Source organism: Streptomyces sp. TE5632 (genome assembly GCF_054061295.1).
This window is the reverse complement of the sequence record NZ_JBSSEA010000003.1, coordinates 4,902,976-4,925,015: the sequence shown is the minus strand read 5'-3', so window position 1 is coordinate 4,925,015 and position 22,040 is coordinate 4,902,976. Positions and strand designations below refer to the sequence as shown.

Annotated in this window: 22 protein-coding genes, 1 tRNA gene and 3 pseudogenes; 15 read left to right on the top strand and 11 right to left on the bottom strand. The window is 71.3% G+C overall.

The features are described from left to right. Window positions 1–103 precede the first annotated feature (103 nt). The 3 genes from ACVW19_RS27715 to ACVW19_RS27705 all read left to right on the top strand — a co-directional run bounded on the left by ACVW19_RS27715 (window position 104) and on the right by ACVW19_RS27705 (window position 3,911). Window positions 104–1,360, top strand: coding sequence for an FAD-binding protein (locus ACVW19_RS27715; RefSeq protein ID WP_457462706.1), 1,257 nt, complete (start codon window positions 104–106; stop codon window positions 1,358–1,360). 355 nt (window positions 1,361–1,715) lie between these two features. After that, window positions 1,716–3,131, top strand: a complete 1,416-nt coding sequence (locus ACVW19_RS27710) for a hypothetical protein (protein ID WP_457462704.1) — start codon at window positions 1,716–1,718, stop codon at window positions 3,129–3,131. Window positions 3,132–3,161: 30 nt separating this feature from the next. Next, on the top strand, window positions 3,162–3,911 hold the full coding sequence (locus ACVW19_RS27705) for a hypothetical protein (RefSeq protein WP_457462702.1): 750 nt from the start codon (window positions 3,162–3,164) through the stop codon (window positions 3,909–3,911). On the opposite strand, the gene ACVW19_RS27700 is transcribed toward ACVW19_RS27705, so the two are convergent. The 3 genes from ACVW19_RS27700 to ACVW19_RS27690 all read right to left on the bottom strand — a co-directional run bounded on the left by ACVW19_RS27700 (window position 3,898) and on the right by ACVW19_RS27690 (window position 6,136). Beyond that, complete coding sequence (locus ACVW19_RS27700) at window positions 3,898–4,323, bottom strand: NUDIX hydrolase (RefSeq protein ID WP_457462700.1); 426 nt, start codon at window positions 4,321–4,323, stop codon at window positions 3,898–3,900. The genes ACVW19_RS27705 and ACVW19_RS27700 overlap by 14 nt on opposite strands. A 75-nt stretch (window positions 4,324–4,398) precedes the next feature. After that, a complete protein-coding gene (locus ACVW19_RS27695) occupies window positions 4,399–5,193 on the bottom strand; it encodes an isocitrate lyase/PEP mutase family protein (protein WP_457462698.1) in 795 nt (264 codons plus the stop codon). 109 nt (window positions 5,194–5,302) lie between these two features. After that, window positions 5,303–6,136 carry a class II glutamine amidotransferase gene (locus tag ACVW19_RS27690; protein ID WP_457462696.1) on the bottom strand — a complete coding sequence of 278 codons (834 nt, stop codon included), beginning with the start codon at window positions 6,134–6,136 and terminating at the stop codon, window positions 5,303–5,305. 118 nt (window positions 6,137–6,254) lie between these two features. On the opposite strand from ACVW19_RS27690, the gene mmuM reads away from it, so the two are divergent. After that, window positions 6,255–7,172 (top strand): homocysteine S-methyltransferase, encoded by a 918-nt coding sequence (gene mmuM, locus ACVW19_RS27685; RefSeq protein WP_457462694.1) that lies wholly within the window; start codon window positions 6,255–6,257, stop codon window positions 7,170–7,172. On the opposite strand, the gene ACVW19_RS27680 is transcribed toward mmuM, so the two are convergent. Further along, window positions 7,072–7,611, bottom strand: a complete 540-nt coding sequence (locus ACVW19_RS27680) for an ATP-binding protein (protein WP_457462693.1) — start codon at window positions 7,609–7,611, stop codon at window positions 7,072–7,074. The genes mmuM and ACVW19_RS27680 overlap by 101 nt on opposite strands. A gap of 85 nt (window positions 7,612–7,696) precedes the next feature. Here ACVW19_RS27680 and ACVW19_RS27675 point away from each other — a divergent pair. From ACVW19_RS27675 to ACVW19_RS27660, 4 genes and pseudogenes are all read left to right on the top strand, one after another. Further along, window positions 7,697–8,532, top strand: a pseudogene (locus ACVW19_RS27675) (helix-turn-helix domain-containing protein). Then, the gene (locus ACVW19_RS27670; RefSeq protein WP_457462692.1) at window positions 8,529–8,732 is read left to right on the top strand and encodes a DUF397 domain-containing protein; all 204 of its coding nucleotides are present in this window, start codon (window positions 8,529–8,531) and stop codon (window positions 8,730–8,732) included. The pseudogene ACVW19_RS27675 and the gene ACVW19_RS27670 overlap by 4 nt, the downstream one beginning before the upstream one ends. Before the next feature lie 569 nt (window positions 8,733–9,301). After that, a tRNA-Ala gene (locus tag ACVW19_RS27665) sits at window positions 9,302–9,374 on the top strand. A gap of 323 nt (window positions 9,375–9,697) precedes the next feature. Next, a complete protein-coding gene (locus ACVW19_RS27660; RefSeq protein ID WP_457462691.1) occupies window positions 9,698–10,129 on the top strand; it encodes a DUF4259 domain-containing protein in 432 nt (143 codons plus the stop codon). 80 nt (window positions 10,130–10,209) lie between these two features. Here the strand turns inward: ACVW19_RS27660 and ACVW19_RS27655 are convergent, their stop codons facing one another. Next, window positions 10,210–10,929 carry a leucine-rich repeat domain-containing protein gene (locus tag ACVW19_RS27655; RefSeq protein ID WP_457462690.1) on the bottom strand — a complete coding sequence of 240 codons (720 nt, stop codon included), beginning with the start codon at window positions 10,927–10,929 and terminating at the stop codon, window positions 10,210–10,212. A 195-nt stretch (window positions 10,930–11,124) separates the two neighbouring features. On the opposite strand from ACVW19_RS27655, the gene ACVW19_RS27650 reads away from it, so the two are divergent. Further along, window positions 11,125–11,817, top strand: coding sequence for a maleylpyruvate isomerase family mycothiol-dependent enzyme (locus ACVW19_RS27650; RefSeq protein WP_457462689.1), 693 nt, complete (start codon window positions 11,125–11,127; stop codon window positions 11,815–11,817). Between the two features lie 308 nt (window positions 11,818–12,125). Here the strand turns inward: ACVW19_RS27650 and ACVW19_RS27645 are convergent, their stop codons facing one another. The 3 genes from ACVW19_RS27645 to ACVW19_RS27635 form a co-directional block, all read right to left on the bottom strand. Continuing rightward, window positions 12,126–12,716, bottom strand: a complete 591-nt coding sequence (locus ACVW19_RS27645) for an SMI1/KNR4 family protein (protein WP_457462688.1) — start codon at window positions 12,714–12,716, stop codon at window positions 12,126–12,128. A gap of 15 nt (window positions 12,717–12,731) precedes the next feature. Beyond that, complete coding sequence (locus ACVW19_RS27640; protein WP_457462686.1) at window positions 12,732–13,040, bottom strand: hypothetical protein; 309 nt, start codon at window positions 13,038–13,040, stop codon at window positions 12,732–12,734. 164 nt (window positions 13,041–13,204) lie between these two features. Beyond that, entirely contained in the window at window positions 13,205–13,450 is a 246-nt protein-coding gene (locus ACVW19_RS27635) for a hypothetical protein (protein WP_457462684.1), read from the bottom strand. Between the two features lie 214 nt (window positions 13,451–13,664). Here ACVW19_RS27635 and ACVW19_RS27630 point away from each other — a divergent pair, with 214 nt between their 5' ends. Then, window positions 13,665–14,795: a winged helix DNA-binding domain-containing protein gene (locus ACVW19_RS27630; protein ID WP_457462683.1), complete on the top strand. Its 1,131-nt coding sequence runs from the start codon at window positions 13,665–13,667 to the stop codon at window positions 14,793–14,795. 67 nt (window positions 14,796–14,862) lie between these two features. Here ACVW19_RS27630 and ACVW19_RS27625 read toward each other — a convergent pair whose 3' ends face one another. Together ACVW19_RS27625 and ACVW19_RS27620 are read right to left on the bottom strand one after the other, a co-directional pair. Beyond that, window positions 14,863–15,870 (bottom strand): homoserine dehydrogenase, encoded by a 1,008-nt coding sequence (locus ACVW19_RS27625; RefSeq protein WP_457462681.1) that lies wholly within the window; start codon window positions 15,868–15,870, stop codon window positions 14,863–14,865. A 164-nt stretch (window positions 15,871–16,034) separates the two neighbouring features. After that, window positions 16,035–16,450 (bottom strand): annotated as a pseudogene (locus ACVW19_RS27620) (carboxylesterase/lipase family protein); the annotation flags it as partial. Window positions 16,451–16,640: 190 nt separating this feature from the next. Here ACVW19_RS27620 and ACVW19_RS27615 point away from each other — a divergent pair. The 5 genes from ACVW19_RS27615 (at window position 16,641) to ACVW19_RS27595 (ending at window position 21,282) form a co-directional block, all read left to right on the top strand. Continuing rightward, window positions 16,641–17,702, top strand: coding sequence for a LacI family DNA-binding transcriptional regulator (locus tag ACVW19_RS27615; protein ID WP_457462680.1), 1,062 nt, complete (start codon window positions 16,641–16,643; stop codon window positions 17,700–17,702). Window positions 17,703–17,765: 63 nt separating this feature from the next. After that, a complete protein-coding gene (locus tag ACVW19_RS27610; RefSeq protein WP_457462679.1) occupies window positions 17,766–18,161 on the top strand; it encodes a VOC family protein in 396 nt (131 codons plus the stop codon). Between the two features lie 510 nt (window positions 18,162–18,671). Further along, window positions 18,672–19,949: a DUF7224 domain-containing protein gene (locus ACVW19_RS27605; RefSeq protein ID WP_457462677.1), complete on the top strand. Its 1,278-nt coding sequence runs from the start codon at window positions 18,672–18,674 to the stop codon at window positions 19,947–19,949. After that, window positions 19,946–20,533 carry a hypothetical protein gene (locus ACVW19_RS27600; protein WP_457462675.1) on the top strand — a complete coding sequence of 196 codons (588 nt, stop codon included), beginning with the start codon at window positions 19,946–19,948 and terminating at the stop codon, window positions 20,531–20,533. Before ACVW19_RS27605 ends, ACVW19_RS27600 begins: the two co-directional genes overlap by 4 nt. Then, window positions 20,530–21,282 (top strand): ATP-binding cassette domain-containing protein, encoded by a 753-nt coding sequence (locus tag ACVW19_RS27595; RefSeq protein WP_457462673.1) that lies wholly within the window; start codon window positions 20,530–20,532, stop codon window positions 21,280–21,282. Before ACVW19_RS27600 ends, ACVW19_RS27595 begins: the two co-directional genes overlap by 4 nt. A gap of 74 nt (window positions 21,283–21,356) precedes the next feature. On the opposite strand, the pseudogene ACVW19_RS27590 reads toward ACVW19_RS27595, so the two are convergent. Then, a pseudogene (locus tag ACVW19_RS27590) lies at window positions 21,357–22,037 on the bottom strand (helix-turn-helix domain-containing protein); the annotation flags it as partial. Window positions 22,038–22,040 lie beyond the last annotated feature (3 nt).

Below are 22,040 nucleotides of genomic sequence, written 5' to 3'. Positions count from 1 at the left end.
AACCGGGTCCGGCGAACGGACCGGCGGCCCCTGGCATCGGCGCCGGTCGGCGCGGTGATGTGATGTCCCCGACACGCTCGACGACTCGGGGAGGGGCCGCCGCATGACCGGGACCGTGACCAACTGGGCCGGCAACATCACGTACGCCGCCGAGGAGCTGCACCGCCCGCCCACCCTGGACGCGCTGCGCGCGCTGGTCGCCGGGAACTCCCGGGTGCGGGTCCTGGGCAGCGGGCACTCCTTCAACGAGATCGCCGAGGCCGGTGCGGACGGCGTCCTGGTCTCCCTCGACGCGCTGCCCCCGCAGATCGACGTGGACACGACTACCGGGACGGTCCGGGTCGGCGGCGGCGTGCGGTACGCCGAGCTGGCCCGGCGGGTGCACCGGCACGGGCTGGCGCTGGCGAACATGGCGTCGCTCCCGCACATCTCGGTGGCCGGCTCGGTCGCCACCGGCACGCACGGCTCCGGCGTCGGCAACGGCCCGCTCGCCTCGTCCGTGCGTACGGTGGAACTGGTCACGGCGGACGGTTCGACGGCACGGATCGACCGCGGGGACGAGGCGCGGTTCGGCGGGGCGGTCACCTCGCTCGGGGCGCTCGGCGTGGTCACCGCCCTCACCCTGGACCTGACGCCCTCCTACGACGTCGAGCAGCATCTGTTCACCGAGCTCCCGCAGGCCGGGCTGGATGCCGCCACCTTCGAGAAGGTGATGTCGGCCGCGTACAGCGTGAGCCTGTTCACCGACTGGGGCGCACCGGGCTTCCGGCAGGTGTGGGTGAAGCGGCGTACGGACCAGCCGCTGCCGGACTTCCCCTGGGCGGCGCCCGCGACCGAGAAACTGCACCCCGTGCCCGGCATGCCGGCGGTGAACTGCACGGAGCAGTTCGGGGTACCGGGGCCCTGGCACGAGCGGCTGCCGCACTTCCGCGCGGAGTTCACCCCGAGCAGCGGGTCGGAGCTGCAGTCGGAGTATCTGCTGCCGCGCCGGTTCGCCCTCGACATGCTGCACGCGATCGACGGGATCCGGGAGACCCTCGTCCCCGTGCTGCAGACCTGCGAGGTGCGGACGGTGGCCGCCGACAGCCAGTGGCTCAGCCCCTGCTACGGCCGGGACACCGTGGCCGCCCACTTCACCTGGGTGGAGGACACCTCGGCCGTGCTGCCCGTGGTGCGGCGGCTGGAGGAGGCGCTGGCGCCCTTCGAGGCACGACCGCACTGGGGGAAGGTGTTCACCACTCCGGCGGCCGACCTGCGCGCCCGCTACCCGCGGCTGGACGACTTCCGGACCCTGGCCCGGTCCCTGGACCCCGGAGGGAAGTTCACCAACACGTTCGTCCGGGACGTCCTGGGCGACTGAAACGGACGTGCGGCCGGGGCCCCGAGCGCCGAGCGGCCCGGGCCGGCCCGGCAGCGCAGTACGTTCCACGGCTGCTGCGCACTGGCGGCCTCGCGCGGCCCCGGCGCCCCGCGCGACGTCGACGCCTCCTGGGACAAGGCGGTCGAGGCCCCGCACATCACCCTGACGAACCGGCCCCGGGAAGGCAGGAGACGAAACCGGAAGGGGGCGTGTGTGCCACGGTCACGCATCGGACGGCGGTGCCGGGTGTGAGACGGCGAAAACAGCGGTACGGACGTTGAGTCGGAGCCGTTTTCCTAAGATGGCGTGAACGCGGACGTCATACGCCGCCCAACGGGAGGGGATGAAGCGCGCCTTGTCCCCACAGCAGCTCGGCCGCGGCCCCTTGCGCCCCACCCGTCCGGACGACCGCACCCTCACCGGAGGGGACGACGCGGCCTCCCGGCCGACCCGTTTCGTGGGCTGGCTGGGCGGGTTCGGTTGCGTGGCCGCCGGATACGCCGTGTTCCAGTTCCTCTTCGAGGTGCTGCCCGACTCCGTCGACGGGGAGGCCGCGAAGTACCTGATCGCGTCGGTGAGCGGCCTCGGCACGGCGCTCGCCGCCTGGCTCGCCGCAGCCCTGGTACGGGCCCGCGCCACGGCCGTGGACCAGCGGCCCCTGCCGCCTCCCGCGCCCACCGCCGGCCCGGCGCCCGGCCCGCTCCCTCGCCTGTTCGCGGCCACCCACGACACCCTCGTCGACGAGGTGTCCGTCGTCGACGACCCGGAGCGCGGACGGCTCGTCGGCTGGTCGCACGCCCTGGGTGAGAGCACCCCGTCCCGCCCCACCTCGGTCGGTACGGCGTACGGGTTGCAGATCATGCTCGACCTGGGCATGCCCGACGGGCGCCTCACGCCGGGCGAACTGGCCGACACGCTGTGGCGGTTGCGGCTGCCCGACGGCGGCTGGTCGGCGCGGTCGCAGGGCGCGCGGGCCCGTCCCGAGGTGACCGCGCTGGTGCTGGGCGCCCTGGCCCGCGCGGGCTCGACCCGGGGCGGGCAGCTGGCGCGGGAGGTGGACCTCTGCACGGCGGCCTTCACCCGTGAGGCCGACCGGGCCGGACGCGAGTCGACCCATGTGATGACGACGGTGCTGCGCGGGCTGCTGCGCGCCGCGCCCGGCTGCGACGCCCTGCCGGTGCTGCGGGAGGCCCTCGTCGACGGTTCGATCAGCGATCCGGGCCGGGACCATCTGCGCTGCTGGGGCTACCGGCTCGATGCGCCGTACGGACCGCCGTCCCCGGTGCACACCGCGCAGGCGGTGCTCGCCCTCGACCGCGCGGCCCGTGTCCTGGGCGAGAGCGCGGCGGTGCGGGCCGCCCGCGAGGACGGGGTGCGCTGGCTGCTGTCCTGCCCCGACGCGCCGCACCACGCCTGCCTGGACCTGGAGTACCGGCGCGAGGAGGTACGGCGCCCGCGCCCCGACGACCCCGCACACCACGAGGTGCTGAACGTACGGCACTTCACCGCGTCCTGGATCGTGCGCGCCCTGCTGTCCCCGGGCGCGCTGGAGGTGGCCCGGCAGGACGGCCTGGAGGACACCTGGCGGGAGCTGCTGGACGGTGCGGCCGCCTCGGTGCGGGCAGGGCAGCAGGACGGCATCTGGTCCTGGGAGCGGGGCGACAGCACGGAGCTGCGGCGCCCGATGTGGATGACGTACCAGGGTGTGACGGCGCTGCGCGCCCACGCGGTGTGGACCTATCGGCCCGACGAGGCGGCGCCCGCGCGGTGAGCGGGCGCCGGAGGACGGAGGACGGAGCGCATGGGCGGTCAGCGGGTTCTGGCGGCGCGGCGGCTGCTGGTGAGGACCCTGGACGGCACGTTGTCCGAACGGGACCAGGTGGCCGCGGCTCATGCGGCCGTCGCCGAACTCGGAACCCCGGCAGCCCTGTTGGAGCTGGTCGCCGAACTCGCCTCCGGAGCGGGTGATCCGGAGGCCTGCGCCAGGCTGTCGTACCGGCACGTCCTCGGTTTCGACAAGCTGCTGCTGGTCGACGCGGGCCCGCTGCACATGCTGCGCGTACACGTGTGGCACGCGGGTGCGGACGGCACCGGCCGGGAGGACATCCACAACCACCGCTCGGCGCTGGCCTCCCACGTCGTCCGGGGGCGCCTGTGCACGGAGTTGTACGAGGAGATGCCCGAGACGGGGCCCGGGGCACGGGGCGGCGCCGGGATCAGGACGACCCGGTTCGAGGAGACGCTGGCCGAGGGATCGGCCGACTGGCTGCTGGCACCGGCGGGTCCGGCGCGGCTGCGCCTGACACACCTGGGCCGGTACGCGGCGGGCAGCACATACGCCCTGCCGGCGCACACCCTGCACCGCGCCTGGTGCGACACGGACGCGCCGACGGTGACGCTGTTCCTGGAGACGGGCGGGCGACGACGGCGGCACACCGATGTGTTCACGGCGGCGGGCCCGCGTCCGGCGGCGATGCCGAAGGTACCGCTGAACGTGCCGGCCTACCTGGACGCGCTGGGCACGCTGGCGGAGCTGCTCAGGAGTCCGTGAGCGCCTGCCGTACGACGTCCAGGTTGTAGGCGTCGATGTCGACACCGGTCAGCTCGGACGGACGGAGCCAGGCGTGGTCCTGATCCGGACTGGGCAGCGTGACCTCCCAAGACAGCGGGCGGACCAGGAAGTTCTCCTGCCAGTTCTTGACCTCGTGCCCCGCGTACTCGCTGAGGAAGGACGACTCGCCGACCTTGCGCACGATCTCGCCGAGCAGGCCGGTCTCCTCCTTCAGCTCGCGCAACGCACCGTCCCGGGCGCTCTCCCCGGGATCGAGCTTGCCGCACGGCACGCCCCACACCCGGGGCAGGAACCTCTCGGTCTCGCTGCGACGCACCAGGAGCACACGCCCCTCGTCGTCCATCACGACCGCTGCCGCCAGCCGTTTGTCGCCGGGGATGTCCATGTCCATGGATGGTTCCTCGGTTCCTCGCCGGAGATGAGTCCAAAGGTTCTGATACCCGCGAAAGCCGCCACCGTACCAGGGTCACCCGAAGGAAGCCGTGGCGTCGGCCGCACCGCCGGTGTCCCGGCTCAGTGCCCGGATCTCCTCGTACGTGGGTGCCGGGCCGCCGGGCGCACGGCCCGCCCGGATGCCGGTCGCCGCCTCCACCGCCGCCCCCAGCGCCCTCCGGTACAGCAGCGAGCCGAGGCTGATCCGGCGTACGCCGAGGTCGGCGAGATGAGGGACGGAAGGACCGGTCGGCGAATAGAGGACGTTGAGGGGAACCTCGCCCAAGTGCCGTACCAGGGCGGCGATCTCCCGGGCGTCGGTGAGTCCGGGAACGAACACGCCGTGCGCGCCCGCCTGTCGGTAGGCGTCGAGCCGCTGGATCGTGCCCTCGCCGCCACCGAGCCAGTGGGTGTCGGTGCGGGCGTTGACGAAGAGGCCGGGAGCCGCGGCCCGGACGGCGGCGATCTTCGCGGCGTGCCGGTCGACGGGCCCGAGCCCGTCCTCCAGGTTGATGCCGACGGCGCCCGCGGCGTGCAGTTCGCGGGCGAACTCGGCCACCCCGTCCGGGTCGTCACTGAATCCGCCCTCCGCGTCCACGGACAGGTGGAACGGCTCGGAGCCGAGGGTGAGGGCGAGTCGCAGGGTCTGTTCCCGGGTCGCCGCCGCCCCGTCGGGCAGCCCGACCGCCGCCGCGACGGCCAGGCTGGTGGTGCCGATCGCCCGGAACCCCTGGGCGGCGAGAGCGGTCGCTGAGGCGTGGTCCCAGGCGTTGGGCAGCAGAAGGGGCTCGTCGGCGTGGTGGAGATCGGCGAAGGTCCTCTGGGGCATGGGGCAACGCTAGAGGCGGAACACTTCGGTACCGGCCGAAACGTCCGCGCCCCCGCTGCCCCGGCCCGGCAGGACGAAGTCGCCCGCCCCTCTCACCGAGGACTCGCCCCTACACCGGCTGAGGGGTGAAGCGAGCCATCTCGTCCCCCTCGGGCTGGACGACGCCGTAACTGCCCTCGGGGACCTCGTTCCACATGCCGGGCAGGTCCCCGAGGGGCTCCGACACGATGAGGCGGGTATCGTCGGACGCCTCACGCAGGAACGCCATGTCCGGGTGGAGAGAGCGCAGCGTCTCGACCCTCGTGCTGTAGAAGAGCGAACGGGACGCCTTCTGCGTCGAGTAGCGGAACGCCCACAGCCGTCGCCCGTCGGTCACCGCCACCGTCATCTGCAGTGGGTACTCCACACCGTGCTCGCGCCCGACCCGCTCCACCAGGCCCGCCATCCGCGCGACCGCGCCGGGCGGATCCTGCTCCAGGCCGAAGGTGAGCGCCAGGTAGAACATCAGCTCGGAATCCGTCGACCCCTCGACGGAGAGAAAGAGTCCCGGGTCGACGGTCAGGGCGAGATCGCGCCGCATGCGGTGGAAACCCTCGATCGCACCGTTGTGCATCCACATCCAGCGGCCGTGACGGAACGGGTGGCAGTTGGTCTCCTGCACCGCTGATCCGGTCGAGGCCCGGATATGGGCGAAGAACAGGGAGGAGCGGACGTGACGGGCGATCTCGTGCAGATTGCGGCTGCTCCAGGCCGGGCCGATCTCCCGGACGACCGCCGGGGTGTCGGTGTGGGACCCGTACCAGCCGACGCCGAACCCGTCACCGTTGGTCGTCTCGACGCCCAGCTTGGCGTGCAGGCTCTGATCGATCAGTGAGGGATTCGGCTTGTAAAGGATGCTGTCGAGCAGGATGGGGGTACCTGAGTAGGCCAGCCAACGACACATCGTCCACCGCCTTCCCGACCGCGGGGTCGTCTCCCCCTCAGGATCCCAGCCCTGCCGCAGGGGCGCGCTGTGAGGCCGCGAGGCAGGTCGGAGGCCGCCTCGACTACCGTCGGGGGGTATGAGCACCGCCGCCGTCCCCGCTCTCACCGACGCCCTCGCGGGCGGCACGGTCGTCCTCGACGGCGGCATGTCCAACCAGCTCGCGGCGGCCGGGCACGACCTGAGCGACGAACTGTGGTCGGCGCGGCTGCTCGCCGAGGCCCCCGGGGCGGTCACCGAGGCGCACCTCGGCTACTTCGAGGCCGGCGCGGACGTGGCGATCACCGCCAGCTACCAGGCGACGTTCGAGGGCTTCGCCCGGCGCGGTATCGGACGGGAGGAGGCGGCCGGCCTGCTCGCTCTGAGCGTCAGGTGTGCCCGCGAGGCGGCCCGCCGGGCCCGGACGCCCCGCCCCCTCTGGGTGGCGGCCTCCGTCGGCCCGTACGGCGCGATGCTCGCCGACGGGTCCGAGTACCGGGGCCGGTACGGGCTCGCCGTGTCCGAGCTGGAACGCTTCCACCGCCCCCGCATGGAGGTCCTGGCCGCCGCCGGCCCCGACGTGCTCGCCCTGGAGACGATCCCGGACACCGACGAGGCGAAGGCCCTGCTCCGGGCGCTGCGGGGGCTCGGCGTCCCGGCCTGGCTGTCGTACTCGGCGGCCGGTGACCGCACCCGCGCAGGCCAGCCCCTGTCGGACGCCTTCGCGCTCGCCGCGCGGGCGGACGAGGTGATCGCCGTCGGCGTCAACTGCTGCACCCCCGAGGACGCCGACCACGCCGTCGCCCTCGCGGCCCGCGTCACCGGCAAACCCGTCGTCGTCTACCCCAACAGCGGCGAGACCTGGGACGCCGGGGCACGGGCATGGACCGGTCGGCCGACCTTCACGGCCGGGCAGGTCACGGGCTGGCGGGAGTCCGGGGCGCGGCTGATCGGGGGGTGCTGCCGGGTGGGACCGGAGACGATCGCGGCGGTCGCCCGTGTGGTGCGGGAGCCCTAGCGAACTCGCACCACACGACCTTCCCCGGGCCCCGCTCCCCCACGCCCCACTTGTCCGCCGACTCCCCCACCAGCAACAGCCCGCGCCCGCCCTCCCCCGGCTCCCGTACTTCCGTCTGCGGTACGGCCGGCACACCGCCCCCGCTGTCGTGCACCTCGACCCGTACGCCACCGTCGCCGTACGGCAGCATCCTCAGCAGAAACCCACGGCCGGGCGGCACACCGTGCACCAGCGCGTTGGTGGCGAGTTCGCTGACGCACGGCGGCACATCGTCCTCACGCCCGCACGCACCCCACTCCGCGAGCACCCGCCGCGCGAACGCCCGCGCGTCCGGCACGGATCGCCGTTCACGCCGGAAGAACCGCTCACGTGGGGCTTGGCCTTGGGACAGGGGTGAAGTTTCCTGATCCACAGGAAGAGAGTGACGCTCCGTACCCATGATGAAACAGTCCGCGCACCCATACGTCCCGAATGTACGCATGCGCGACGGTGAACGTACACGCGCGGGTGGGGAGTTCGACCCTATGAGCACCACGGCAAGACCACGGTCCCGGTCACGCAGGAACGCGTCCGCGATGAAGATGGTGGGCGCCCTGCCCGCCGCCTTCCGGGAGGCGGCGGGGCACACCCAACGCTCCTTGGGCGAACAGTCCGTCGTGAGCGAGCAGCAGATCGCCTCCATCGAACAGGGCAGGCGCCCCCTGAAACCGGACCTCGCCGACCAACTGGACGACCTCCTGGACACCAAAGGCGCGCTGACGGCTGCGCTGGCTCATATGCCGGAGGTGGACCTGGTCCCGCTGTGGGCGGAGGAGTATCTGGACCGGGAGCGGGAGGCCATTGTGATCTCTTGGTATGAGGGTTTCGCGGTGCCCGGTCTACTCCAAACCGAGGCGTATGCACGTGCTGTCTTCCACAGCCGCGTGCCGGTGTACGACGATGACGAAACCGAGCAGTTGGTGACTGCCCGCGTCGAACGTCAGGAGATCCTTCACCGCAGGCTGCCACCCACCACAAGCTTCGTCATCTGGGAGGCTGCGCTACGCGACCAGCTGGGCGGGACAGCCGTACAGGTAGAGCAGTTGCAGAAGCTGCGCGAGACGCCGATGTCCCAGCAGTCACCCTGCAGATCCTGCCGCTCGGCCGCACTTCACATGCCGGGCTCGACGGTCCGTTCATTCTCCTGGAGACCCCCGAGCACCAGCGGTTGGCTTACATGGAGACTCAGCGTGGCAGCCAACTGATCGCCGATCCCGAGGGGGTGGGGATCCTGACCCAGAAATATGCGATGCCGCGAACGCAGGCCCTCAACACTGAGGACATGAGGGCCATGTTGGACCGTCTCCCGGGAGAGCAATGAGCGGCACCGCACTTGAATGGTTCAAGTCCAGCTACAGCGGCAGCAAGGGCGGCGCCTGCCTCGAAGCCGCCGCCCACCCCACCGCCATCCACATCCGCGACTCCAAGACCCCCGACGCCTCCCACCTCACCGTCACCCCGAAGACCTGGGCCGCGTTCCTGTCCGGGGGAGAACTGACTGCGGCTGGACCGCGCCCGTAAGGGGCCTCGTGGTCGATCGCCGAGCGTATCGCCGGGCCCGGATGAGGATGGCGGCGAGGTGGAGTGCGGCCTGGTGGGCGATGGCGAGTTTGTCGGTTCGCATGGCCAGGCCGGATGGTGTCCCTGCGGGTGGTGCAAGGGATCTGAAGGTGGCGTCGCGGGTCGGGGCCGGTCGTGCTGCCCGGTGGGCGGGAATCGAGTGACGGCGCATCGGGCCTTGCCAGGGCGGTCGGCTGCTCGTGCGGGGTGTTCCGCGACCGCCCGGTGGGACGACGGCCTCGACGTGGCGGTGCCCGGACACCCGCCCACGGCCCCGGGGAGGACATCTTGTCCCAAAGTCGTGAGCACTTCGGCCGCCACTGTCCTGATGCCGCTCGTTTGAGCGCTTGAGTGACACATGCCCGCCGACTGCTCACGGTTTTCGGCACAGCACCCGTCTCCGGTCCCGCAGCGCAGGGACCGCGGAGATCCCCCTGCGCCACCTTGCGGGGCACCATCGTGATCCGTCGTCGTCTCGACGGTTCAAGAGCGGCGGAGTGCAGGGGGCTCGTACGATCCCCGGCGGGATGGGGATCGTAGCGCAGGGGGTGTCGCGCCTTCACCGCATGGGGGAGGACGCCGGTTCGAATCCGGCCGGCCCCGTCCCACCCCGGCAGTCACGGCCACCGGCCGTTCTGGTTCTGGTGATCAGGACGTGAGCGGCTCGTCCAGTCGCTTCGACAGGCGCCGCCGGAGCGCCCGAAGCCGACGGGCCGAACCAGTGGGGTAAGAGGCGGCGCAGACGGCAGCCGCATGCGTGACTCACGACCGGAGTTCTGAGTGGACCCCACCGGGCCCGACATCACGCCGGCAGAACTCGCTTCCGCAGAAGGGCGAAGCCTGCGCAAACAAGTCCTGCTCGCCTCATAGTCGTGTTGTCGGTGCCTGATGCGAGGATCCCGCCGAAGCAACGCAAGGAGATCAGCATGGGCACCTGGGACACCGGCCCCTTCGACAACGACACAGCTGCGGACTTCGCCAACACTCTCGACGACGCCGAACCCGGTGCACGCGAAGCCCTGATCCGAGGCGTCCTCATCCGGACGATCGACGCCACGGGCTACCTCGCGGAAGCGGAAGAAGCGGTGGCCGCCGCCGCACTGATCGCGGCGCAATGCCCCGGAGGCGACCCCGTCGACACGCCCTACGGCCCGGAAACACCCATGCCCGCGCTTCCCACCGACCTTCGGACGCTCGCTGACGAAGCCCTCGCCCGCATCGCCGACGACGAGGCGGGGCCGGCCTCGAACTGGGTCGATCCGCAGGACTGGAAGCGATGGCGGACGATGCTCAGCCGCCTTCGCGCAGTACTCGCCCCGCCCCCACCTTCCTTCGCTCTCTTCGATGTCCAGGCTTGACAGAGCGTCACCCTGCACAGAAGTCGAGCCAGAACCCGAGAAATGACGGCGGCTTCGCGTCGGAGTGCTTTGCCGGCGATTCACAGCAGGACGACGCACCCGCGTTCCTCCAGCCCCGTCAGCACGCGGCGGGGGAGCGTGCAGGTGTTCCAACGAAGATCCAGCTTCTCCAGGGCGGGCATCTGCACCACCCAGTCCGGAATCTGGACGATGTGGTTGCTGCGGAGGTCGAGTTGCCGAAGCCGGGGAAGGCCGACCAGGGACTCGGGCAGTTCGGTGAGGTCGTTCTCCCGGAGGTCCAGGTGCCGTAGTTCATGCAGATCAGTCATCGTGGAGGGCAGAGTTCTGAGTCCGTTCCCCCGCAGCCAGAGCTCGCGCAACTTGCGGAGGTGGCCGATGCTGCCGGGCAATCCGGTCAGCCGGTTGTGCTGGGCTCGCAGCTCGATCAGTTCCGTCATCCGGCCGACGGTTTCGGGCAAGGCGGTGAGAGGGTTCTCGCCGACGTTGAGGTAGCGCAGCCGCGTCAGGTTGCCCAGTGTGTCCGGGAGTCGGGACAAGTTGTTGTCGTGGAGGTAGAGGCAGTCGCTGAGCTCGACCAGGTCGCCCAGAGCGTCGGGAAGCGACGTGAGCTTGTTGTGGCCGAGGTCCAAAGTGGTCAGACGGCCCAGTTGTCCGATCTTCGGTGAGAGGGCCGTGAGGCCGTTGTCTGCCAGGATCAGCACTCGAAGCTCGGTGCACTGCCAGACAGACTCGGGCACCTCCCCGAGCTGCCGGCGCCAGAGATTGAGGGTGGGCTGCACGGCCTCATCCTTTTCCGTTGACGATCCGGATCGAGATTCTCACGTGGAACTTGAGGCCGTGCAGCAACGTCGGAGAAGATCAGCCGGCTGCCGCGTGCTGGGCCTGGGATCGGGTGCCGGCGAGCCGGGTGGGGGCCGCGGGCATCGACGTGGCAGGCGCAGGGTCGTGGGCTGAGGGTGGGTAGGGTCAGCGCAGTGACTTCGCTTCCCTACCTCCAGCTGCTGCGCCAGGAGTCCACTGCGTTCAGCGCCTGCCTCGGGCACGACCTCAGCACACCCGTCCCCCACTGCGGGGAATGGACGCTGCGCGACCTTGCCGAGCACATGGGCCGGGGTAACCGCTGGGCCGCCGCTGCGATCACCGACAAACGTGGCGACTACGAGGCACCGCCCGCACCGCAGGCGGGCGCCGAGGTGCAGGGCTGGTTCGACGCCTCGGTGGACGAGTTGCTGGCCGTGCTGGACACTGATCCGGCCATCGAGGCGTGGACCTTCTCCCCGCCGCACACCGTGGGCTTCTGGCAGCGGCGGCGCGCCCAGGAGACGCTGATCCACCGCTGGGACGCGCAGAACGCGCTCGGGCGTGCTCTCCCCTTCGGCCCGGAGTTCGCGGCGGACGGCGTGGCGGAGGTCTTCGACACGATGGCACCGCGTCAGATTGCGCGCGGACGGGCCGAACCGCCACGCCATGCGCTCCGGCTGCGGGTCACGGACATCGGCCAGTCCTGGACTTACGGTCCAGGCGAGCCTGTGGCCGAGATCTCCGGAACGGCGGAGCGACTACTGCTCATGCTCTGGGGTCGGCTGCCCACTGACGCTGCGTCGATCTCGTGGTCGGGGGACCGCGCGGCGGGCGCAGCAGTTCTCGCCGGCCCGCTGACGCCCTGACCGCCACGGGTGCCGGTGGGACGGGTCGGATATCAACGGTCACTGTGTGGTGGCCTGGGGTGTAGTGGTGCCAGGTCTCTCCGGTCTCGGCGGCGAGACGGGCGGTGGTGTCATCGTGGTAGCGGGCGAAGTGCTCACGCTTTGCGGGTGGATGCTTCTCCTCTGGGGCGCAGGCGCTCGCGGTGATCCGGCAGGGTCGGGACGGTTTCATGGGCGGCCGGGGCGCGGCATGACCCGGGCGTGCCCCTCACCGCGCGGCAGCTCGCCCCGGCCCCCGGACCGTCAGCTTCTGCTCGAACACCGGCCCCTCACATGCCGCGGTCAGGGCCTTCCCAGCTGACCACGGGGTCCGTTTCGCTCATCGGCATGCTCTCGAAGACGATCGGACCGGGGTAGAAGACGCCACTGCCCGGACCGAACATGTCCTCACCGACCAGATACCGGTGGAGCCACTCGGCGAACGGCATTCGGTACTCGTGATACAGCGCCTCCTCGCCGTTACAGGCGAACAGCCGCCATTCCCCCGTATCCGCCTCGACCGCCCCGAACAGATCCTCCCCACGATCGGTGTTGAGCAGCGGGATGAGGCCAGAAGGAGCCCCGAAGGGCGGGTCGGTGAAGCCCTGGCGCTCTACGTCCGTCAGGTCACTGTGAGACATGAACGCCTGGACCGTCTCCTGCATCCATCGCCCCAGGTTCCACCGGTCGGTGGACGGATGCTTCAGAAAAGGATGACAGTTCAGCTGAACCGGGGCGTACCTGCCGACAATCTCCTTGTAGTCGTCGAGCAGCCGAACACCCAGTTCCCTTTCCAGGTCGTCCCATGCCGCAGCGGAAGCGGGAGCATTCCCGGCCTCCCCCAGCATGCGGATCACGGATTCGGTGAAGTCGCGCGACATCGGCATCCTCGGAAATCATTTCGAACGATTCGCGGACCCCACGGTCCGGCCGGAGCGTGTCCGCCGGGGCTCCTCGAGGAGCTGCGACGCCGTCATCAGGGAGAGCCCGACCAGAACGAGCGGCATGTTGCCCCCGAAAGGCATGCGGCGCGTGGCCGCGAGCCCTCCGGCCAGCAGGAGCGCGCCGACACCCCACAGTCCGGGACGGCTCACACTGCCCTGGAACCAGGGCAGTACGATCCGGCCGGTCACCAGCGCCACCGCCCCCGCCGTCCCGAGCACCAACGCCATCACCGAACCGACCACCAGAAAGAACGTGGACACGCGCCCCCCTTGATCACTCCAGCGATGATCATCTCAGAGGCCCGGGGGCCGCATTGAAGGACGCGTCTTCCCTGACCGCCCGACCCCCTGGTCCTGCCCGGCGCCCGGCTTCTCAGGAGGAGGTGACAGCGCCTTCCAAGGGCACAGCGGAGATGCAGGACCGGTTACGCGGCGGCCTGGCGGCGGGCGGTGTCGGCGGTCGCCGGCGGGACCGAGGACACGCTCATCAGCAGCACGCGGCACAGCAACTGGTCGGCGGGCAGGCCGGAACCGCCGGTGGTGCACGCGAGGTCGGTGTCGGTACTGGAGCAGCCCGGCGAAGCCAGGAACGACGTACAGTCGCTCGGCGTCGCGCCGGCGGACGGCTCGGCCGCGCACGCCGGGGCCGGGTCTGTACGGGACCTGCGCAACGGAGGATGGCCGACGCCTCGGTAAAAAGCGTGAACAGCGTGAACAGTCAGCAGGCGAATGTCACTTGAGCGCTCGAATGAGCAGCGTACGGACAGTGGTGGGCGAAGTGCTCACGGTTTTTCGGGTAGGTGTGTCACCTCTGGGACCCAGGTGCTCGTGGCGATCCGGCAGGACCGGCTTCCTGGACGGCCTGGGGCGCGGCATGATCCGGGTGTGACCCTCACCCCGCGGCAGCTCGTCCTGGCCACTCTGGACCGTCAGCTCCTGCTCGAACGCCGGCGTCTCGATGTGGCGGAGGCGGTCCGGCGGGTCTGCGCCATCCAGGCGCAGACGCCGGCGTCACCGTACCTTGCGCTGTGGAACCGCCTGCAGGACTTCGCGCCCGAGGATCTCGACGCGGCGTTCGCGGACCGCCGGATCGTCAAGGCGACCCTCATGCGGATCACGCTGCACGCCGTCCACGCCGAGGACTACGCGCACCACCACGCCGCCATGCTGAGCACTCTGCGGGCGTCGCGGCTGTACGACCGCCGCTTCACCTCGACAGCGCTGACCCCCGCCGGCGCCGACGCTCTGCTGCCGGAACTTGCCGGGTTCCTGGCACGGCCCCGCACCGGCGCCGAGGTGGAGGAGGAGGTCACGGGGCGGTTCGGCGAGCACGCGCACCGTGTGTGGTGGGCGCTGCGGACGTACGCTCCGATACACCATGCGCCGACCGGCGGCCCGTGGTCGTTCACCCAGCGGAACGCCTACCTCGCGGCCTCCGGGTACGCGCCCCAGGACGCGGTGGCCGGGGTGCGGCGGCTGTTGCTCGCCCACCTACGGGCGTTCGGGCCCGCGTCGGCCCAGGACTTCGCCCGGTTCACCCTGCTGGGGCGCCCCGTGGTCACCCAGGCGCTGCGGGAGCTCGGCGACCGGGTGGTGCGGGTGGCGGGTCCGGGCCGCGCCCCGCTGTTCGACCTGGCGGACGCCACCGTGCCCGCCGAGGACACCCCGGCACCGCCGAGACTGCTGCCGATGTGGGACAGCACGATGCTGGCCCACGCCGTCCCCGGGCGGCTCCTGCCGCAGGAGTACCGGCCGTCGGTCGTGCGGCGCAACGGCGACATGCTGCCCTGCCTGCTCGTTGACGGGCAGGTCGCCGGAGTGTGGCGCGCAACTGACGGCGGGCTGGAACTGACCGCCTTCCGCACCCTCACGAAGGCCGCGTGGCACGGTCTGACCGAGGAGGCGGAGAAGCTGTCCGTACTGCTCGCCGACCGTGATCCCGCCGTCTACCGGCGTTACGGGCACTGGTGGGACAAGGGGATTCCCGGTGTCGAGAGCAGGATCGTCAAGAGCTGACCGTCCGGCCCGCTCTGCCCCTCCCGCAGCGCAGGTCCTCCGCGTCAGGTCCTCCGCGTATCGCGTGTCAGAGGAACCCGGCTCGGGGAGCCGTGACCTCGATGGTGTCCTTCACCAGGGCGAGCGCGGCGCCCAGGGGACTCGAGCGTCCCCCGCTGACGATCACGTCGCCGGCATCGGGGCAGCCGAACACCACAGCCTTCTCCGGTCCGACGAGCGCGTGCAGGGGGTCACCGGGCTCCGTCTCCTCCAGTCGGACGCGGACCAGGCGGGGTGTGTCCACGGATACGCTTGCCACGGCCCGCAGGCGGCGTGCTCGGGAGACCGCGTCCAGTGCCGCCCGGGAGGTGCTCTCGTCCACCGGCTCCGCCCGCACCTGTACGGATGCCGGGTCCCATCCCCAGGCCAGCGCCGCCAGCAGCCGCACCTTCGTGGCGGCGTCCTCACCGGACAGGTCGGACGAGGGATCCGCTTCCGCGGTCCCGCGGCGCTGAGCCTCCCGAACCGCCTCACCCAGCGAGTCGCCCGCGGCGAGGCGGTCGAGGACGAAAGTGGCGGTGCCGTTCGGGCAGGCCCGAATCGTCGTGCAGCCCAAGCCTCGCAACGAGGTCCTGGACAGGTCCCCCGCCGGCAGAGCGGCTCCCGTCGCCCCGGAGATCCTGATCATGACGGCGGCTGCACGGGCCGCTTCGTCGAGGTCCCGCCAGTGGCTGAGCAGGTGGCTCTTGGTGGCCGTGACCACATGGACCCCTCTGCGCAGGGCGATCATGGCCTCCTCCGCGGCGTGCCGGCGGAGTCGGGGTGAGGACGGGATCGCCTGGACGAACACGCGGGCAGCGGTCCGGTCGAGCGTCTCCTCCAACGAGACCAGCGGGCTCCACGCCGAGCGGGGCGGCACGGGTTCGCCCTCGCGGAGTCGGCACTGTCCGGAACTCGCCCGGACGGCACCGACGTTCACCCGGACACCGTGCCGACGGGCAAGCTCGTCCCGCTGCCGGGCCAGGTACTCGACGAAGGCCTGGCCGACCGGACCGTATCCGGAGAGCACCACATCGGCCCGGCTCACTTCACGCATGGTTCTCTGCTCCTCCTCGGCACGCCGTGCGGGAGGTCAAGCCTCGCATTCCCTCGTGATGCCACCGGGGAAGAACCGGCCTCGTGCAGGAACGGAGCCGAGGCCGGAGCGCCGTGACCGGCAGGCAAGTGCTCCTGAGCCCCGTTCGTCGGGATCCCGCCCCCTCAGTGCCGTCGGAGCACACCACCGCGGCGCAGGCGGCTGATGACCGAGCGGAGTTCCGCAGGGGTGGGGGCGGAGGTGTGGTCCACAGGGCCAGTTCGCGGTCCCGGGGGCCGTACACGGTGGCCGGAGGGGCCTCGTCGAAGACGCGGACCGGGTGGCTCGCGTCCCAGCGTTCCCATCCCGGCTCCCCGTCGGAGACGAAGCGCGCCCAGACGCCGTGCACCGCGTCGGACAGGGCCCGGGGCGCGCCCTCGCCCGCGAGTCCGCGTGCGTCGGGCTCGTCGCCGCCGTCGAAGACGAAGCCGAGTTCCAGGGCGTGGCAGGCGCCCACGCCGGGGCGGTTGGATGGCCAGGCGAACCCGTAGACGTACGAGGGGCTTCGCGGCCGTCGGCGAAGTCCTGTGTGCGGGATCCGGCGGATTGCCCGGCATGCACCCTCCCGCATGCGTGCCGCCCTCTCCGGCGATCTCCACGCCCTTCCCGCCGCGTTGCCCCGCACCTAGGATAGGAAGCGCTTTCTATCCGGTCGTGTCCCGGACTGCCGGAGAGCAGCGCTGGTCGGAACTTTCCAGGGCCCTCGGGCGGGCCGGAGAGGTGGGGTCCCGATGGTCCGTACGGGGAGTGCGGGAAGTGCGGGAAGTGCGGGCGTGGCGGCCGGGCCGACGCTGGCGGTCGTGGCCCGCGAGGCGGGGGTGTCGGTGCCGACCGCGTCCAAGGTGGTCAACGGCCGCGAGGACGTGGCTCCCGAGACCCGCCGCCGGGTCACGGAGGCCCTGGACCGGCTCGGCTATGTGAGAAGGCCCCGGTTCGACGGGGCGAGGGCGCCGCGCCTGGTGGATCTCGTGGTGCACTCGCTGGAGGGTTCCGGCTCGGGCGCGGTCCTGCACGGCGCGGAGGAGGCGGCGCACGACGCGGGTCTGGAGGTCGTGGTCTCGGCGGCCCTGACCCGAGGCCGCTGTGGCCGCGCGGAGCGGGGCTGGCTGGACAAGCTGGTGACCCGTGGGTCGTCGGGGGTCCTGTTCAACCTGGCCGAACTGGGCATGTCCCAGTACGCCTGGCTGGAGCAGCACCGCATCCCCTTCGTGATGATCGACCCGGTGAGCGAACCCCCGCCGGGCGTCGTGTCGGTGGGCGCGGCGAACTGGCAGGGCGGGGTGACGGCCACCGAGCATCTGCTGTCCCTGGGGCACGAACGCATCGCCGTGGTCGCGGGCCACCGGCACACCGTGTCCAGCGGTGCCCGGGTCGCCGGCTACCGCTCGGCCCTGGCCTCGGCGGGCGTCCGGCACCGCGCCGAGTACGTGCGCCACGCCGGTTCCGACGAGGCGGCGGCCCACCGGCGCATGCGCGAACTCCTCGATCTGCCCGAGCCGCCCACGGCCGTCTTCGTCTGCTCGGACCGGATGGCGCTCGGGGTGTACGAGGCCCTGGCCGCACGGGGCCTGCGGGTGCCGGAGGACATGAGCGTGGTCGGCTTCGACGACCTCCCCGAGGCCCGCTGGCTCACCCCGGCGCTGACCACCGTCCGCCAGCCCCTGTCCGAGATGGCGGCGACGGCCCTGCGCCTCCTGCTGCGCATCATGGACGGCCACCGCCCGGAGAGCACCCGCACCGAGCTGTCCACCCGCCTGGTGGAACGCGCGAGCACGGCACCGCCATGCGGTTGACCCCCACACGAGCGCGTCCGTTTTCTTCAAGACCGGCCGACCGGGCCGACCTACGGTGGCCGTATGAGTGCACGATTTGATGCCATCGGGTTGGTCGTCTCCGACATGGGCGCCTCCGTCGCCTTCTATCGGCGGCTCGGGTTCGCGTTCCCCGAAGGCGCCGAGGAACAGGGGCACGCCGAGGCCGGGTTGCCGGGCGGGCTGCGGTTGTTGCTGGACACCGAGGAGGTGGTCCGGTCGTTCCACGCCGGATGGGAGCCGCCTTCGGGCGGAGGGCGGGCCTCGCTCGCGCTGCGCTGCGACAGTCCGGAGGAAGTGGACTCCCTGTACGAGGAGTTGGTCGCGAGTGGGTGCGGCAGCGAGCTGAAACCGTGGGACGCCGTGTGGGGGCAGCGGTACGCCGTGGTGCTCGACCCGGACGGCAACGGCGTCGACCTGTTCGCCCCGCTGGACGAATGAGCCCGGCCTGGGCACCGCCGCGTTCACGGCGCTCGCACCCAGGCGACCCACCGCCTTGGCAGCCGCACCTCGGGGGTCCCGCCGACGGCGCCGTTGACCTCGGCGAAGCCGTGACCCCTGGTGCGGTGCGGTCACGCGGGCTTCACTCTGCATCCACCTTCTGATTGACGCACCATCACACATCCCCTAGCTTGATCTCTCACAAATGATCAAGGACGCTGCACGCCACGGGGGAGGATGCGTGAAGTTCGGGCTCGGCAAAAGGCGCAGGGGCGCCGTTGCCGGTCTTGCGGCAACGGCGATGTCGGCGTCCGGCACCGACTCTTCGACTGACTAGCGGAGTTGCATCGCGCCCTGGAACGACGGACAGGCGTCCCGCTCCCGGGACGACGAGAGCCGCACCGAGTGGACACCACCAAGGCCGACAGCCGAGCAGCGGCCGCCACCGATCGGGCAGAGCTCCCTCACAGCCGCTCCGCCCTCGCCACCCCCTCACTCCGAGGTCCACACTTGAGACTCCGCACCTCCCTGCGCAGCAGCAGCGCCCGATGGGCTCTGCCGTTCGTCATCGCGCTCACCGTCCTGTACTACGTGATCTTCACGCGTGTCGTCATCGGTGACGGCGCCTACGGCTACGCGCCGGCACTGGTCAGCAGCGCCCTGCGGCCGATCTACGCATTCACCTACGCCACGGCGGCGTGCCTCGGCGCGTGGGAGGCCGGCCGGCTGCGGCAGGCAGCCGTGTGGGAACTGGCCCCCGCGCGCTCCCGCTTCCGGATCGCAGCGCTGGCACTCACCCCCGTACTGGGCACCGTGTGGCTGATGCTGCTGCTCCCCGTCACTGTCGCACTCGTACGCGGCGCCGCGTTGCCGACCGCGGCAAGCCTGCTCCCTCTTGTCATGAGCCTGCCCGTGAGCGCGGCATACACGGTGATCGGGTTCGCGGTGGGACAGCTGCTGCGGCCACTGTTCGCCGCACCGCTGACCGCCCTCGGCGTCTACCTGCTGGTCGGGTTCTCCGCCTCCACCGACAGCTTCTGGGTCCGGCACATCCTCGGCCAGTACCCGGAGATGATGATGTACGGGGAGCAGATCGTGCCCAGCACGCTGATTCCTCATCTACTGCCCGCCTGCGGTGTGGCTCTGGCACTGGCGCTGCTCTGGGCCTCATGGGGACACTGGACGCTGCGGTCGCTCGTGGCCTGCGTCCTGGTGGCGGCGACCACGGGCAGTGCCCACCACTGGGTGAAGGACTGGAACTACAACCCGCCCATCTCCACCGGCAACGTGGCCTGGAACTGCCAGGGTGAGTCGCCGAAGGTGTGCATGCCCGCCGACACGGCGAGCAGACTGCCGGCGGTCAGACGTGACATGACGGCCGCTTTCGCAGCCCTGGAGTCGGCCGACGTCATCGCCACGCCCCGCACCGTCGTCGACAGCATCGCCGACGGCCGCTACGGCCACCGCTCCACCGACAGCACCTGGCGGGTCCCCCTGACGAAGGGCGCGGACCACGGAAAAATCACGTACCTCATCACGCGCGCAGCCGTCCGCCACCCCTGTGCGGAACCCAACACCACGATCTCCCGGCAGGTCTACTACTGGGCCGCGACGAAGACCGGCACGGAGGACGCCTACATACGACGTCTGGAGACCGAGGGCGGCTTCACCGGCCGCAAGAAGAAGCAGTTGCGGAGCCAGGTCGGCGAGATCCTCACCAGGAGCACGAGCGCCCAGAAGGACTGGTACGAACAGAACCTCGTGGCGGCCTGTGCGGGGCGGACATGAGCTGGTGGTTCAAGGCGAGGCAGGCTCACACCTGTCTCCCGGTCGCCGTGTTCGCGCTGCTCGTCCTGGTCACCGTTGTTCAGGACCTGCACGTCGTCCTGCCCAGTTTCAGTCTGACCGGTGAGAACAAGCTGCCCCTCATGCTGTTCGTACCGATACCGCTGCTGGCGGGTCTGATGGTGTGTCTGGAGTCCCGGCTCATGGAAGCCGAACTGACCGGAACGCGCAGGATCGCTGTCCTCGACCTCGCCCTCAGCGTGGGCACCGTGGCTGTGGCACAGGCCGTCGGCTCGTCCGTCGGCCACTGGTACGGCACGGTGCATCCCGAACAGCTCGGCCGCAACACCGCCTTCCTCGTCGGCCTGATGCTGTGCGGCCGGGCCCTGTGGGGCCAGCCTGCGGCCATGCTCCCCGTCCTGTGGGCCGCGGCCGTCACCATGGTCGGCTTCAGAAGCCCCCGGGACCCGTACCCCTGGACCGTCATCCCCGAAGCCTCCGGCACCTGGTACGCCACGACCGGTGCCGCTCTGCTGTTCCTCGTCGGCCTTGCCGCCCAGTTCTTCACCGCACGGAGAGTTTCATGACCCTGGAGCTGGTCTCCTGTACCTACGGCTACGGCCGCCGCAGGCCCCCCATCCTGAAAGACTTCAGCTACCGCCTGCCGGACGGCCTGACCGTCCTGCTCGGCCCCAACGGAGCAGGCAAGTCGACGCTGCTGAAGCTGGCGGCGTCGGTGACACGGCCCCGCAGGGGCACGGTGGCCTTCGACGGACTGGACGCGGGCAGCACGCAGTACCGGCAGGCCGTGGCCTGGATGCCGCAGAACATCACCCCCATGCGCTCGCTCACCGCCCGCGAGTACGTCGCCTACGTCGGCTGGCTCAAGGGCATGAACCGGCGTGACGCCTGGGAGCAAGCGCCGCAGGCCCTCGCCAAGGTCGAACTGTCCGGCCAGGCCGATACGAAGACGAGCCGGCTCTCCGGCGGACAGCTGCGCCGGGTCGGCGTCGCCTGCGCCCTCGTCCACGGAGCACGCGTCCTGCTCCTGGACGAGCCGACCGCGGGCATGGACCCGCGCCAACGCCGCGTCTTCCGGGACATCCTCGCCGAACTCACCCCGACGGTCAGGGTGCTGATGTCCACCCATGACGTCGCCGACCTCGCCGAGGAGGCGGACCAGGTCACCGTGCTGTACGACGGTCGCATCCTCCACACCGGCGAGACCCGGGCCTTCCTGGCTCACACCCCGCACGGCGCCGCCCCCGGCCGCGCTGCCGAGGCCGCCTACACCGCGATCCTGGAAGGCAGCCCGGCATCCCGACTCGACGGATGAACGTCGTTGTCGAAACCGTCACATGCGACCTCTTCGCGTGTGGGCGGCACACAGGGCCTGCTCTGACTGCGGGCGGCCAGTAGCTCGGTGAGGGGCAGGCCCGCCAAGTTCCGTACGTCGCGGGAGAGGTGGGCCTGGTCGGCGTAGCCGGTGCGGGTGGCGGTTTCCGCGAAGGGGGTGCCCGTGCGGGCCAGGGCGAGGGCTCGGTGGAGGCGGAGGATGCGGGCCAGGGTCTTGGGGCCGTAGCCGAACGCGGTGAGCGAGCGGCGGTGCAACTGACGTGCGCTCAGGCCGAGTTCGTCGGCGGTCGTGGCGACCGGACGGCCCGCGTCCAGGGCGGCCACGAGCCGCAGCAGCACCGGGTCGGGGGGCGCGGCCTCGGCGGCCCGTCGCAGGGCCAGGTCCTCCAGGCCGCGTGCCGGGTCGGCCGCCGCGTTCACCCGGGCGGTCAGGCGGCGTACCCGCGCCGCCGGCCACAGGTCCGCCAGGTCGGGGCGCCGGTCGCGCAGTTCGTGCGCGGGGACGCCCAGCAGGGCGGGGGCGGTGCCGGGGTGGAAGCGGATGCCCGCCCAGGGGCGGGTCGCGTCGCCCTCGGTGAGGTGGGCGTGGGTGTCGGGGCCCGCGACCAGCAGGCGGCCGTCGTGCCAGAGCAGGTCCATGCAGCCGTCGGGCAGTACCCGGCCCGCTCCGGTGCCGACCGGGGTGTTGGTCCACACGACCGCGCCCGGCAGCCGTGACGCACGCTCGCTGTACACGTC